The organism is Rhodococcus sp. NPDC003383 (assembly GCF_053589115.1).
Genome location: NZ_JBSFRG010000014.1, coordinates 64,036 through 77,236 on the forward strand (window position 1 = coordinate 64,036; position 13,201 = coordinate 77,236).

The 13,201-nt window shown below is 67.8% G+C and carries 14 protein-coding genes and 1 tRNA gene; 6 read left to right on the forward strand and 9 right to left on the reverse strand.

Annotated elements, in window-relative coordinates:
- Positions 1-16: 16 nt before the first annotated feature.
- The 3 genes from ACWDTS_RS14395 to ACWDTS_RS14405 are packed head-to-tail and all read right to left on the reverse strand — an operon-like array spanning position 17 to position 3,793.
- Positions 17-2,413, reverse strand: coding sequence for an aerobic carbon-monoxide dehydrogenase large subunit (locus ACWDTS_RS14395; RefSeq protein ID WP_248673957.1), 2,397 nt, complete (start codon positions 2,411-2,413; stop codon positions 17-19).
- Positions 2,410-2,907 (reverse strand): (2Fe-2S)-binding protein, encoded by a 498-nt coding sequence (locus ACWDTS_RS14400; RefSeq protein WP_248673958.1) that lies wholly within the window; start codon positions 2,905-2,907, stop codon positions 2,410-2,412. Before ACWDTS_RS14400 ends, ACWDTS_RS14395 begins: the two co-directional genes overlap by 4 nt.
- A 4-nt stretch (positions 2,908-2,911) precedes the next feature.
- Entirely contained in the window at positions 2,912-3,793 is an 882-nt protein-coding gene (locus ACWDTS_RS14405) for an FAD binding domain-containing protein (protein ID WP_450118462.1), read from the reverse strand.
- A gap of 145 nt (positions 3,794-3,938) precedes the next feature.
- On the opposite strand from ACWDTS_RS14405, the gene ACWDTS_RS14410 reads away from it, so the two are divergent.
- Together ACWDTS_RS14410 and ACWDTS_RS14415 are read left to right on the forward strand one after the other, a co-directional pair.
- Positions 3,939-4,015, forward strand: a tRNA-Arg gene (locus ACWDTS_RS14410).
- Positions 4,016-4,104: 89 nt separating this feature from the next.
- Positions 4,105-4,272 carry a hypothetical protein gene (locus ACWDTS_RS14415; RefSeq protein ID WP_450118463.1) on the forward strand — a complete coding sequence of 56 codons (168 nt, stop codon included), beginning with the start codon at positions 4,105-4,107 and terminating at the stop codon, positions 4,270-4,272.
- Positions 4,273-4,283: 11 nt separating this feature from the next.
- Here the strand turns inward: ACWDTS_RS14415 and ACWDTS_RS14420 are convergent, their stop codons facing one another.
- Entirely contained in the window at positions 4,284-4,946 is a 663-nt protein-coding gene (locus ACWDTS_RS14420; protein WP_197256783.1) for a PaaI family thioesterase, read from the reverse strand.
- A gap of 232 nt (positions 4,947-5,178) precedes the next feature.
- Here ACWDTS_RS14420 and ACWDTS_RS14425 point away from each other — a divergent pair, with 232 nt between their 5' ends.
- Entirely contained in the window at positions 5,179-5,988 is an 810-nt protein-coding gene (locus ACWDTS_RS14425; protein WP_450118464.1) for a DUF5602 domain-containing protein, read from the forward strand.
- A gap of 98 nt (positions 5,989-6,086) precedes the next feature.
- On the opposite strand, the gene ACWDTS_RS14430 is transcribed toward ACWDTS_RS14425, so the two are convergent.
- Positions 6,087-7,202, reverse strand: coding sequence for a glycosyltransferase (locus tag ACWDTS_RS14430; protein WP_450118465.1), 1,116 nt, complete (start codon positions 7,200-7,202; stop codon positions 6,087-6,089).
- A gap of 37 nt (positions 7,203-7,239) precedes the next feature.
- Entirely contained in the window at positions 7,240-8,385 is a 1,146-nt protein-coding gene (locus ACWDTS_RS14435) for a helix-turn-helix transcriptional regulator (RefSeq protein ID WP_450118466.1), read from the reverse strand.
- 110 nt (positions 8,386-8,495) lie between these two features.
- Between ACWDTS_RS14435 and ACWDTS_RS14440 the strand changes: the two genes are divergently transcribed.
- Positions 8,496-9,242: a Mut7-C ubiquitin/RNAse domain-containing protein gene (locus ACWDTS_RS14440; protein ID WP_248673997.1), complete on the forward strand. Its 747-nt coding sequence runs from the start codon at positions 8,496-8,498 to the stop codon at positions 9,240-9,242.
- A gap of 10 nt (positions 9,243-9,252) precedes the next feature.
- Here ACWDTS_RS14440 and ACWDTS_RS14445 read toward each other — a convergent pair whose 3' ends face one another.
- The gene (locus ACWDTS_RS14445; RefSeq protein WP_197256779.1) at positions 9,253-9,657 is read right to left on the reverse strand and encodes a DUF1304 domain-containing protein; all 405 of its coding nucleotides are present in this window, start codon (positions 9,655-9,657) and stop codon (positions 9,253-9,255) included.
- Positions 9,654-10,118: a cupin domain-containing protein gene (locus ACWDTS_RS14450; RefSeq protein WP_197256777.1), complete on the reverse strand. Its 465-nt coding sequence runs from the start codon at positions 10,116-10,118 to the stop codon at positions 9,654-9,656. Before ACWDTS_RS14450 ends, ACWDTS_RS14445 begins: the two co-directional genes overlap by 4 nt.
- 88 nt (positions 10,119-10,206) lie before the next feature.
- Between ACWDTS_RS14450 and ACWDTS_RS14455 the strand changes: the two genes are divergently transcribed.
- On the forward strand, positions 10,207-11,244 hold the full coding sequence (locus tag ACWDTS_RS14455) for a helix-turn-helix transcriptional regulator (protein ID WP_450118467.1): 1,038 nt from the start codon (positions 10,207-10,209) through the stop codon (positions 11,242-11,244).
- Between the two features lie 343 nt (positions 11,245-11,587).
- A complete protein-coding gene (gene gdhA, locus ACWDTS_RS14460; protein ID WP_450118478.1) occupies positions 11,588-12,931 on the forward strand; it encodes an NADP-specific glutamate dehydrogenase in 1,344 nt (447 codons plus the stop codon).
- 60 nt (positions 12,932-12,991) lie between these two features.
- On the opposite strand, the gene ACWDTS_RS14465 is transcribed toward gdhA, so the two are convergent.
- Positions 12,992-13,195, reverse strand: coding sequence for a hypothetical protein (locus tag ACWDTS_RS14465; RefSeq protein WP_450109968.1), 204 nt, complete (start codon positions 13,193-13,195; stop codon positions 12,992-12,994).
- Positions 13,196-13,201: the final 6 nt, after the last annotated feature.

The following is a 13,201-nucleotide window of genomic DNA, read 5'->3' on the forward strand; positions in this document are numbered from 1 at the left end:
TCTCTTCACCCTCCCGTCAGATCGGTGGTGTCGCCCGGCCCTGCATCGCCTCCCACACCCGCGACGGCGTCAGCGGCATGTCGGCGTGCCGCACCCCGAACGGTTTCAGTGCGTCGACGACGGCGTTGACGACGGCAGGCGGGGACCCGACGGTCGCGGACTCGCCGATACCCTTCGCGCCGATCGGGTGGTGCGGCGACGGGGTGACGGTGAATCCGGTCTCGAGGTGCGGCACCTCGAGCGCAGTCGGGATCAGGTAGTCCATGAAGGAACCGCTGAGACACGTTCCGTTCTCGTCGAATTCGATCATCTCCATCAGCGCCATCCCGATGCCGTCGACGATGCCGCCGTGCACCTGGCCCTCGATGATCATCGGGTTGATGCGGGTGCCGCAGTCGTCGACGGCGAGGAACCGCCGCACCTTCACCTGGGCGGTACCCGGGTCGATGTCGACGACGCAGAAGTACGCGCCGTACGGGTAGGTGAGATTCTCGGGGTTGTAACAGATCTGGGCTTCGAGCCCGCCCTCGATCCCCTCCGGCAGGTCGCCGGCGCCGTACGAGCGCATGGCGATGTCCTGGATCGTGACGGCCGCGTCGGGGTCGCCCGCGACGTGGAAGCGTCCCTTCTCCCATTCCAGGTCGGCGACGGACACCTCGAGCATCCCGGAGGCGATGATCTTCGCCTTGTCGCGGACCTTGCGGGCGACCAGCGCGGCCGCGGCGCCCGAGACCGGGGTCGAGCGGCTGCCGTAGGTGCCGAGCCCGAACGGGGTGTTGTCGGTGTCGCCGTGCACGACGTCGATGTCCTGGGGTGGAATGCCCAGTTCCTCCGCGACGATCTGCGCGAACGTCGTCTCGTGGCCCTGCCCCTGCGACTGCACCGACAGCCGGACCACGGCCTTGCCGGTCGGGTGCACCCGCAGCTCGCAGCCATCGGCCATGCCCAGGCCGAGGATGTCCATGTCCTTGCGCGGCCCGGCGCCTACGGCCTCGGTGAAGAACGACATGCCGATGCCCATGAGCTCGCCGCGCTCGCGCCGCTCCGCCTGTTCGCGGCGCAGCTCGTCGTAGCCGATCATGTCCATGGCCTTGCGCATCGTCGTCGCATAGTCGCCCGAGTCGTACTTCCACCCGGTCTTGCTCATGTACGGGAACTGGTCCGGGCGCAGCAGATTCTTCAGCCGCAGCTGCGCCGGGTCCATGTCGAGGTCGTAGGCGAGGCAGTCCACGAGCCGTTCGACGAAGTACACGGCCTCGGTGATGCGGAACGAGCACGCGTACGCGACGCCGCCGGGCGCCTTGTTGGTGTAGACGGCGGTCATGTGGCAGTAGGCGGCTTCGATGTCGTAGCTGCCGGTGAACACGCCGAAGAATCCGGCCGGGTACTTCACCGGGGCCGCGGTGCCGTTGAAGGCGCCGTGGTCGGCGAGGACCTGCGAGCGGATCGCCAGGATCTTGCCGTCCTTGGTGGCCGCGATCTCCCCGACCATCACGTAGTCGCGGGCGAATCCGGTGCTGACCAGGTTCTCGCTGCGGTCCTCCATCCACTTGACCGGTTTGCCGGTCAGCAGCGACGCCACGATCGCGCACACGTAGCCCGGGTAGATCGGAACCTTGTTGCCGAAACCGCCGCCGATGTCCGGGGAGATCACCCGGATCTTGTGCTCGGGCAGACCTGCGACCAGCGCATACAGGGTGCGGTGCGCGTGTGGGGCCTGGCTAGTGGACCACAAGGTCAGCTTGCCGGTGACGCGGTCCAGGTCGGCGACGGCCCCGCAGGTCTCCATCGGTGCCGGGTGCACGCGCGGGTAGACGATCTCCTGGCGGCTCACCACGTCGGCCTTCGCGAACGCGGCGTCGGTGGCGGCGGCATCGCCGGTCTCCCAGTCGAAGCAGTGGTTGTCGGTCTTGCCGTCGAGGTCGTCGCGGATCACCGGCGCGTCCTCCGCGAGTGCACGGCGGACATCGATCACCGGGTCGAGCTGCTCGTATTCGACGTCGATGAGCTCGAGCGCGTCGCGCGCGGAGTAGCGGTCCTCGGCGACGACGAACGCGACCTCCTGCCCGAAGAACCGCACCTTGTCGGTGACGAGGACAGCCTGCACGTCGTTGGACAGGGTCGGCATCCACGCCAGGCCCTTGGCGGCGAGGTCGGCGCCGGTGACAACGGCTTTGACCTTGGGATGCGACTGCGCGGCGGTGGTGTCGATGCTGACGAGTTTCGCGTGCGCGACGGGGGCGCGCAGGATCGCCAGGTGCAGCATCCCGGGCAACTGGACGTCGTCGACGTAGTTGCCGCGCCCCCGGATGAAGCGGGGATCCTCCTTGCGGAGCATCCGGCCGTGCCCGCACGGTGTGCGGTCGTTGTCGACGGTCTCGGGATCCTGCCGGTCGGGTTCGACGGCGGTCATGACACTGCTCCCTCGGATTCGGTGAGCTGTTCGGCGGGGGCGTGTTCGGCGGCCCAGCGCACCGAACGCACGATGGTCGTGTAGCCGGTGCAGCGGCAGATCTGGCCGGAGATCGCCTCGCGGATGGTGGCTTCGTCGGGGTCGGGATTGCGGTCGAGCAGGGCGCGCGCGGTGATCATCATGCCCGGCGTGCAGAACCCGCACTGCAGGCCGTGACACCGCATGAACCCTTCCTGGACCGGGTCCAGCACGCCGTCCTTCTCGAGCCCTTCGACGGTGAGGACGTCGTGCCCGCCTGCCATCGCGGCGAGCGTCGTGCACGACTTGACGGGTTCACCGTCGACGGCGACGACGCAGGTGCCGCAGTTGCTGGTGTCGCATCCCCAGTGGGTTCCGGTGAGCCCCAGGTGGTCTCGCAGGAAGTGCACGAGAAGCGTCCGAGGTTCGATCTCCGCGGTAACAGGCTCCCCGTTCACCGTCATCGAAACCTGCATGAGTTCAGCCCCTTTCGGAAACTGCGAGCCGTTCGACGGAGCGGCGCAGCGTGCGTACGGTCAGTTCCGACGCGAGATGACGTTTGTAGTCGGCTGTTCCGCGCTGATCGGCGTCAGGGTTGCACGCGGCCGCGGCTCGCGCGCCGGCCTCGCGGAACAGTTCTTCGGAAGGTTCGGCGCCGCGCAGGAATTCGCCGAGTTCGGCGAGCGCGTCGGGATCGGGACGCACCGCGGTGAGCGCGACCCGCGCCTGCTCGATCGTCTTCCTGTTCATCCACACTGCCGCCCCGGCGGCAGCGATGGCCCAGTCCCCCGCACGCCGTTCGACCTTCGCGTATGCACTGGATCCGTTGCCGTGGCGCGGCAGGCGCACCTCGACGAGCAGTTCGTTGCTCGCGGCGGCAGTCTCGTAGGGACCGAGCTCGAAGTCGGCGAGCGCAAGCTCCCGGGTTCCGGACGGTCCGCGCAGCACGCACGTGGCGTCGAGCGCGGTGCACACCGTCGACAGATCCTCGGCAGGATCGGCCTGGCACAAGGACCCGCCGAGGGTGCCGCGGTTGCGGACGACCGGGTCGGCGATCACTTTCTCCGCGTCCCGGAAGATCGGGAACACCGCGGCGAGTTCGTCGGACTCGAGCAGTTCGCGGTGGCGGACCATCGCGCCGATCCGCACCACGTCGTCACCGATGTCGATGTAGCCCAGCTCGCCGGCGAGGTCGTTGATGTCGATCAAGAACTCGGGGTTCGCCAGCCGCAACTTCATCATCGGCAGGAGGCTGTGACCGCCGGCGATGACCCTCGCCTCGTCCCCCAGCTTGTCCAGCAGCGCGATCGCGTGGTCGACGCCGGTCGCGCGTTCGTACTCGAATGGCCCTGGTACCTGCATGTGAAACACCTCACATCCGGTTACATGCGCAGTGTATCGTCGCGGCAGGATCCTGCAGGAGAATCGGGCGATTCCGACCGGATCGACAACTCACCGCCTGCCCGAAATTCCCGATCACGGGCAGAGCAGATACGATGCTCCTCGCGCCTCCGTAGCTCAGGTGGATAGAGCAAGAGCCTTCTAATCTCTAGGTCGCAGGTTCGAATCCTGCCGGGGGCACCATCACCACTCTTTCGTCTCGTCTCCCGGCACCAGTTCTTCGCGGCACACTGGACCGGTAGCCGCACTCCGCCTGACGAGAGGAGCCGCTCGTGACCGAGACGACCGGCGAACACCCTGTCACTGCACGCGCGAACGGACCGACCGTCGTACTCGATCTTCTCGACGGCATCGGTGTCGCGCTCGACCTCTCGCAGGCCCGGACACTGCTCGAGCAGTTGCAGGCGGCGATCGCGAAGGCCGAGCGCCTCGACGACTGACTCCCCCGGATTCAGTCCTGCGCGTCGATCTTGGCCCGCGCGTCCTCGATCCACGGCGGGGAGATGAAGATGCCTTCCGCTTCCACACAGATCCCGTCGGGCCCGGCTATGTGGCCGGTGACGAACGCCTTGCGACCCTCGCGGCGGTCGAGCTTCGCCTCGGCGTGCAGATCGCCGAGCGGCGTGGGCGTGCGGTAGCGGAGAGTGAGGGTGCCGGTCATGCCGGGTGAGCCCCCGACACGAGCGGCGTCGCCGAGGACCTGGTCGAGAACGAGCGCCGAAACGCCCCCGTGGGTGTGGCCGGCCGGCCCCTCGTAGCCGATGTGCAGGTGGAAGTCCGTCCAGACCCGGCCGTCCGGGTCGGTGTTCATCTCGAGCGGCGGAGCCACCGCGTTGCGCAGCCCTAATGCAGCGTTGCCCCAGGAACGGAATTGGCCGGCGTCGTTGAACCGTGTCCCGTACGGTCCGGGGTCGCGTCGCCTCCCGAGGATCGCCGCGGCCGCCGCGAGGTGTTCGCGAGCCCGGCGGATCTCGTCGTCGTCGGCCTGGGTGGAGATACCGAGCGGAATGAGCGCGCGGATGTCCTCGACCAGCGGCCCGTAGAGCGCCGCCTGGTGCGCGACCTCGTCTTCGGACAGGCCGTCGTTGATGTAGAGGCTGATGACGTCGGTCATGCGGGCTCCTGCGGTGTCGGGACACGGTCGCCGGATTCGAACTGCGCGGAGCCGAAGGTGTCAATCTCGCGTTCCGGTGACCGGGACAGGGTCCACGCGCGCACGGCCGCAACACCCCCCGTCCGAGGGATGGTCCGGCGGCACGGCGTCGTCCGATACTGAGAGCACAGGAAAGAACCTCGATCGAGCGCGAATCCTGTAGTAGAAGAACGTATCTCGACGAGGAGGTCGGATGATGCGGCATCACCGGCTGTTCCGATCCGCAGGACCGGCGATTGCAGCGTTCCTGGTTGCGGGAGGGTTGTCCTGGTACAGCGCGACAGCGGCTCCGGACGGGAGCCGCACCTCCTTCGGATCCTCGGGGAACCTCGGCAACGGAGTGGTTCGAACCTTCGCCTCCGTGGACCCCGGCGGTGAACCGGCCGCGGTCGGCGTCCGGGTTTCGGCGGCCGCACTCGACGGCCTTCCCACCGAACCGGCCATGCTCATGCTCGATTTCCCGGCAGAGGCGTCCGCGACTGCCTTCGACCACCTGATGCTCAACTGGAACCCACACGGACACGAACCCGAAATCCTTTTCGGTAAGCCTCATTTCGACTTCCACTTCTACATGACCGACATGGCGTCGATCATGCGGATCGATCCGGCGGCACCCGAGTTCGGCACGCAGGCCGCCCACTTTCCCGACGCCCGGTACATGCCGCGCGACTACGTCTCCCCGCCCGGCGCGCTGGCGTCCGAACTGGCGGTGCCGTTCATGGGGACGCACTGGGTCGACGCGACCGAAGGCATGATCCCGGGCGTCTACGACTTCACCGAGACGTTCATCAACGGATCCTGGGACGGCACCTTCACGTTCATGGAACCGATGATCACCCGTGCATGGCTGCTCACCGAGCCGACCTTGCAGGAGAGCATCAAACAACCTCAGGCCTACCAGAAGTCCGCGTACTACCCCACCGTCTACACCGTCCGATTCGACGACAGCACACAGGAGTTCGAGATCACCCTGTCCGAGATGGTGTACCGCACCGGGTCCTGAGACCCGTGGCACCTATCCGCGGCGCGCTCAGTCATCCGCTCTGACGATCGTCAGAGCGGATGACTGACGGTCGAGCGGGTCCGTGAGGGACGTACCTATCACGGTGAGTCGACCAGCGCGAGCAGCCGATCTGCGGCGGCCTCAGCGCCGTCGGTGGCCCGGATCCGGGTGCCGAGCGCAGCCGCCGCGATCCGGTAGCGCTCCGAATGCACCAGATCGTCGATCGCGTCGCGGATCTTGTCGGGGCTCGCCGTCCTGCGGAGCACCTTCCCGGCACCGGCGGAAGCCACCGCCTTTCCGATCGCCGGCTGGTCGGTGAGCGGCGACATGGGCATGATCAGCATCGGAAGACCATGGGCAAGAGCCCGGAACGTGGTGGCGTGCCCTCCGTGCCCGATCACCGCGGAGCATTCCGGCATCAACTCGTTGTGCGGAACGTACCGGTGGACCGTCGCATTCGCCGGTACACGGAATCCCGCGGGGTCGACCGAGGGTCCGGTCGTGACGACCAGCTCGACGTCGGTGCCCTCGACGGCGTCGAGGATGTTCTGCAGGGTCCTGCGCTGGCCCGCGAATCCGGCCGTGCTGAGACTGGCCAGCACCCGTGGTGGGGTCCGCCCCACCGCCGCCTCCCGGACATCGTGCACGGCCCCGGTCCACACCACGTGCCCGTTCGTCCGCCCGGCTCCGTCGCGAGCCGCGGGATCGAACTCGGGGTCCGAGCACACCAGTTCGAGATCGGAGTGGTGCCACACACGCCGGGGACCGAGCCCTTTCGTTCGGGCGACGATACCGAACGGGCCGCGCCGGAACGATCCGTAGAACATCGCGTAGAAGGTGTGGAACAGCGCGACGTGTCGCAGTCCCTCACGGGCGGCCGCATCGAGCGCGTTGAACAGCATGCAGTCGACGACCACCAGATCGGCCGGATCGGCGCGCACCTCGTCCCGGAGATCCTGCCCGACTCCCGGTTCGGTGACCATCGTGATCCCCATTGTCAGGACCGTCCACGTGCTCAACTGGTCGTGGGGGCGCCACGGCGGGGAGTTCCGGTAGGCGCGGAATTCGAGCCCGGCCGATTCGATCTGCGACTGCTGCATCGCGTGCCCGAGAACCCGGACGCGGTGACCGCGGCGATGCAGTTCCCTGCCGATACCCAGCGCCGGCGGCACATTGCCGCCGGCTTCGAACGTCACGATCAGGATGTCGGACACGACGTTTCCTCCCTCTCCAGGACGCCCCGACCGGTAGCTACGGGTTCTGTTCGCTTCGTGCCGCCCCGACGAACGAGCCGTCCGGTCCGACCGGCGCACCGAAGTGCGGCAGATGGTGGGCGAAGAACAGGTGCGCGACGAGTTCCTGACGGCTGTTGACGCCGAGCTTGGCGTAGATGCTCTTCAGGTGGTCCTGGACGGTGTAGGGGCTGATGAACATTCGTTGCCCGATCTCCGCCCGCGTCTCGCAGGCGAGGACATGTCCGAGCACCTCCGCCTCCCGCGCGGTGAGTCGGTACAGGTCGGTCACCAGCGCGACGATCTGCGCGGGATGGGCCGGTTCCAGCGTGACGACCACCCGGCCTGCCGCTCCCCGGCCGTCGAGTCGCCCTGCGCGCAGCACCAGCCATTCGCCGTCGGCGGTGCGCATCCGGGTGACCACCGCGTCGCCCGAATTCCGGAAACGCACGGCCGCCGCGACCGCGGGCATCATCCGGATCCGCGAGTCGCCGCCCATCCGATCGAGAAATTCCAATGCGCGCGGGGTCGCCGACTCCACCTCGTCGTCCTCGCCGACGATCACCACGGCGGGGCCGTCGGACACCTCCGCCGCCACCTGTGGCGCCTGCCGGATCAGCGACAGGCGCAGGCCTTCGCCGATCTCGCGGGCAATCTCGGCGAGCGCTTTCAATTCCGCATCGCAGAAGCGGTCGCCGGGTCCGCGCATGAGCGTCCCGCCGCCCCACACCCGGTTGTCGCGCCCACGGAACACCAGACGGACCTCGTCGTCCATCCCGAGCGGTTCGAGTATCTGCTGATACGGCAAGGCATCCCGGACATCACCGTCGATGGCGTCCCGGATCGTCTGGACTCCCTCCGGTTTCCGGGCGAGCCTGCTGTAGGTGTTGGCGTAGGGCGAAGTGCCGTACTCCAGTTCGGCGACGATCTCGACCGCGCGGCCGGTCGGGTCCGTCACGTCGACCATCGTCGCGGACGTGATCATCAGCGTCCCGGGATCAACCGTGCCGACCATGCCCCGATCGAACGGGATCCGTCTGCGGATCACGCTCAGCGCTGCCTGCCCGAAGTCGGACGGGCTGTCGGTGGCGAGCGCGGCATCTCGGATGGACGAGCGAAGTGCTCCGACCGTCCGAGATGCGGCCATGCCCCGCTTCTCGGCCATGACCTCAGTATGCGCAGGCCGAGATAGCCGTCGGTACCCCTCACACGTGGGGTGTGTCGAGAACCCGTCCGGGTTGCGCGGGTGCACGGCACGGCCGGACGATGACAGCTGTGACCGGTTTCGTGGAGGTCCGCCCGTACGCCGAACTCAACGCGTTCGTCGCCGCCGAATGCCGGGGCGTCGCCTCGCGCCGGCCGTTCCGTCCCCACCAGACCGTCAAGGACGTCGCCGAGGCGATGGGCATCCCGCACACGGAGATCGACCTGATCGTCGTCGACGGCGAGCCCGTCGATTTCGGATACCGGCCGCGCACCGGCGCCCGCATCGCGGTGTATCCGGTCTTCGAGGCACTGGGCATCGAACCGATCGAACGGCTGCGGCCGGCGCCGCTGCGCGACCCGCGGTTCGTCGCCGACGTCAACGTCGGCAAGCTGGCCCGCTACCTGCGCCTGCTCGGGTTCGACGTGCAATGGTCCCCTACCGCGGCCGACGAGACGCTCGCCCGGGTCAGCACCGACGATCAGCGCATACTCCTGACCCGGGACCGCGGTCTGCTCGCCCGCAAGGTGATCACCCACGGTCTGTTCGTGCACGCGGTCGATCCGGTCGAGCAGGTCGTCGAGGTCGTCCGGCGGCTCGATCTGACGTGCCGGCTCGCGCCCTTCACCCGCTGCATGCGCTGCAACGACCCGCTCGTGGAAGTGCCCAAGTCGGAGGTTCTCGATCAGCTCGAGCCGCTCACCCGCCGGTACTACGACGACTTCCGGCGCTGCGTCGGCTGCGGCCGGGTGTTCTGGGCAGGGTCGCACCACGATCGGCTCGTCACCCTCGTGGAGACGATCCGCGCGCGGGTATGAGCCCAGCGCCCTACGCGACAGCCAGCGCCAGGAGCGCTACCAGTGACGGCACGGACTGACACAATGAACCGACCACGCCCGACCCGCGCGGTCTGCTCATCGCCATCCGGTCCGAGGCGAACAGCGCGATCCCGGCCAGGAACATGAACGCGCACGTGTAGATCACGAGGGTGCGGCCCGGGGTGTCCTGGCCGGCCCACCACAGGGCGACACCGACGATCGCGCCCGATCCGAGAAACAGGTTGTAGAAGCCCACGTTGAAGGCCCACATCCGGACCGGAGGGACGTCGGCGGTGGGCACGCGGAACAGGTCCCGGTGGATGCCGGGCCGGAGGAACAGGATCGACTCCCACGCGAATGCCAGCAGATGCACCGCGGCGGCGACGAGTGCGGCGACCTGGGCGACGACGATCATGACGACCCACTTCCTTCACCGAACCGGATGTCGTGCCGGCCGGCCAGCGCGGCCAGCAAGGGTGGCAGCTCGGCCTGGGCATGCTGTTCGCGCAACACACCGGCAAGGTCGGAGAAGAAGCCGCTCATCGCCGTACCGGCACTGACGAGAAGGAACACCGCGTTCGCGGTGAGCACCGAAAAGGTGTTCATCGTCCCCGCGGCAATGTCGAGGGAATCTCCCGGCGCGAGATCGCAGCTCGCGCCGTCGACGTGGACCCGGATCCGTCCGCGCAGCAGGTGGTAGGTCTTGGCCCAGGACTCCGCGTGCAGCGGGGGCGGTTCGCCGAGACGTGGCGCCTCGACCAGCATGAGTTCGTATGCACCGCCGGTGTGCTCGTGGGACGAGAGGACCGTGACATCGGCGTCCGGGAGCGACAGCCGCGTGCCCGAACCGGACCGTTCGAGATGAAACCCTGACATACCGTGACGTTAGATCCGGCGAAACCGACCGGGACATCCCAGGAATCGGGGATGTCGACGGCAGCAGGGACCGGCGCATACTGGGCTCATGCTCGAAGTGCGCGCTGAGCGACTGCGCCGGGGCATCCTCGCGTTGGCGGGCACCGGCGCGGGCGTCGCCGAAGTACACGAACGGGCCATCGAACTGGTCGATCGCACCGTGCGCAGCGACCTGACGTGCTGGGCACTGATGGATCCACGGACGCTGACGTTCGGTTCGATGACCAGCGGACGCGTCCGCATCCCCAGCGAGTACGAACTGCTGCTCGCCGAATCCGAATGCGGCGGACACGATCCCGCGACCTTCGCCGAGGTCGCCCGCAGCGGGCGGACGGTCGTCCGGGCGTCCGATCTCCCGAGTGCCGACGTCGCGCACAGTCTCCGGCACGGCGCGGTATGGAAACCGCTCGGACTCGACCGCGAGCTGCGGGTGGCCTTCACCGTCGACGGATACTGCTGGGGTGCAGCAGGATTCGTTCGTTCCGGAACGGACTTCAGCGATCGCGAGGTCGAGTTCCTGACGATGGTGGCCCCGGCTCTGGCGGCGGCGACGCGCGCCGCCGCCGTGCACACGCTGCGGCCGCACCCCGGGGACGATCCGGGTCCCGCGGTGGTGCTGACCGACCCGTCCGGCGACCCCGTCGGGCTCACCGCGGCGGCCCGTCTCTGGCAGGACCGGCTGACCGGCCCGGTGCGGCTGGCGGTGCTGTTGCGCGCCGCGACGTTCGGGGCACGATCGAGCCCTTCCGGCGTCTTCCGCACGCATATCAGCGACGGGCACGGGTACTGGGTCCTGGTGCGCGCCACCGCGCTCGACTCCGACGGCGACGACAGCCGCACGGTGGTCACCCTCGAACCGGCCCCGGCGGACGAGTTCACCGATCTCCTGTTCGCGGCATACGCGCTCACCACGCGCGAACGGGACGTGTGCACCGACGTGCTGGCGGGTTTGTCGACGGCCGAGATCGCACGTCGCCGGGGTATCAGTGCCAATACCGCTCAGGATCACCTCAAGTCGGTGTACGCGAAGACCGGCGCGGGCAGCCGGGCGGAACTCGCCGCACTCCTGGCCGGACGGCAGGGCTGAGGCGCTTCGCGCCGGTGTGCCGTTGTGGCGGTTGGGACCGCCAGAAGGGCACACGGTTCGAGACCGCCGGGGAGCCCTGGCGCCCGGGTCCGATGCGGTTCCGCTGCACTAACAGATCGCCGTGGTTGCCGCCATCCGAACCTCACTCCGGACGAGCGAACCGCGGCGGAAAAATGCGCCGAAAATCCGGTTCGTGGCCCTCACCTGCGGCGATTCCCCGGGGCGATGGGCACTGTGTCTTTTCTCCCACCTTGGCTCCTGATGAAGGATCTGCCGTTGTTACGACCTATAGTGACTTAGGTAAATGTCATGTAACAGTGTTCTCACAGTCAGGCAGGTGGGCGTGTCGACCTCGGACCGCATCGAAGAGATCTACGAGCAGGTCAAGGCTCGCAACGCAGGTGAGCCGGAGTTCCATCAGGCGGCGGCCGAGGTGTTCGAATCTCTGCACGTCGTGCTGGACCGGCATCCCCGTTACTTCGAATCCGGACTCATCGAGCGGCTCTGCGAGCCCGAGCGGCAGATCATCTTCCGCGTGCCGTGGATCGACGACCAGGGCAACGTGCACGTCAACCGCGGTTTCCGCGTGCAGTACAACAGCGTGCTCGGCCCCTACAAGGGCGGCCTGCGCTTCCACCCGAGCGTCAACCTCGGCATCGTCAAGTTCCTCGGCTTCGAGCAGATCTTCAAGAACGCGCTGACCGGCCTGCCCATCGGTGGCGGCAAGGGCGGCTCGGACTTCGACCCGAAGGGCCGCTCCGAGCAGGAGATCATGCGCTTCTGCCAGTCCTTCATGACCGAGCTGCACCGCCACATCGGCGAGTACACCGACGTTCCCGCAGGTGACATCGGCGTCGGCGGCCGCGAGATCGGCTACCTGTTCGGCCAGTACAAGCGCCTCACCAACTCCTACGAGTCCGGTGTCCTCACCGGCAAGGGCCTCACCTGGGGCGGCTCGCAGGTCCGCAAGGAAGCCACCGGTTACGGCGCGGCGTACTTCGTCAACGAGATGGCCAAGGCGGCCGGCAGCACCCTCGAGGGTCGTACCGCTGTCGTCTCCGGCTCCGGCAACGTCGCGATCTACGCCATCGAGAAGATCCACCAGCTCGGCGGCAAGGTCGTCGCGTGCTCGGACTCGTCGGGATACGTCCTCGACAAGGCCGGCATCGACCTGGACCTGCTCAAGGAGATCAAGGAGGTCCGACGGGGCCGCATCTCCGAGTACGTCGACGAGCGCGGCGACGCCGAGTTCTACTCGGGCGGCAACATCTGGAACGTGCCGTGCGACATCGCGCTGCCGTGTGCCACCCAGAACGAGCTCGACGAGGCGTCCGCGAAGGTGCTCGTCAACAACGGTGTCAAGGTCGTCGCCGAGGGCGCGAACATGCCGACCACGCCGGGTGGCATCGCGGTCTTCCGTGACGCCGGTGTCGCGTTCGCGCCGGGCAAGGCCGCGAACGCCGGTGGTGTGGCCACCTCCGCGCTGGAAATGCAGCAGAACGCCTCGCGCGATTCGTGGCACTTCGACTACACCGACGAGCGTCTGGCCGGCATCATGCGCGACATCCACAGCACGTGTGTCGAGACGGCCGCCGAGTACGGCAAGCCGGGTGACTACATCCACGGCGCCAACATCGCCGGCTTCGTGAAGGTCGCCGACGCGATGTTCGCACTGGGTGTCATCTGATCCACCCCGATCCACACGAAAGGCCCGCTCGTTCGAGCGGGCCTTTCGTGTCGGTGCAGGTCAGCCAGTGGTGTCGTCGTGGTCGAGTTGCGCCTTGCGCGCAGCCTCGCGCATCTCGATACCGTCGGAGATCCAGTTGCCGATCTCGCGGGTGACGTCCCGCACGGCACCGGCGATGATGCCGGCGATGTTCCCGACGTGGGTCGCGGCGGATTCCGTCAATTCCTGGACCGTGTCCTTGTTGCGTTCGAAGCGTCCAACCATGCGCTC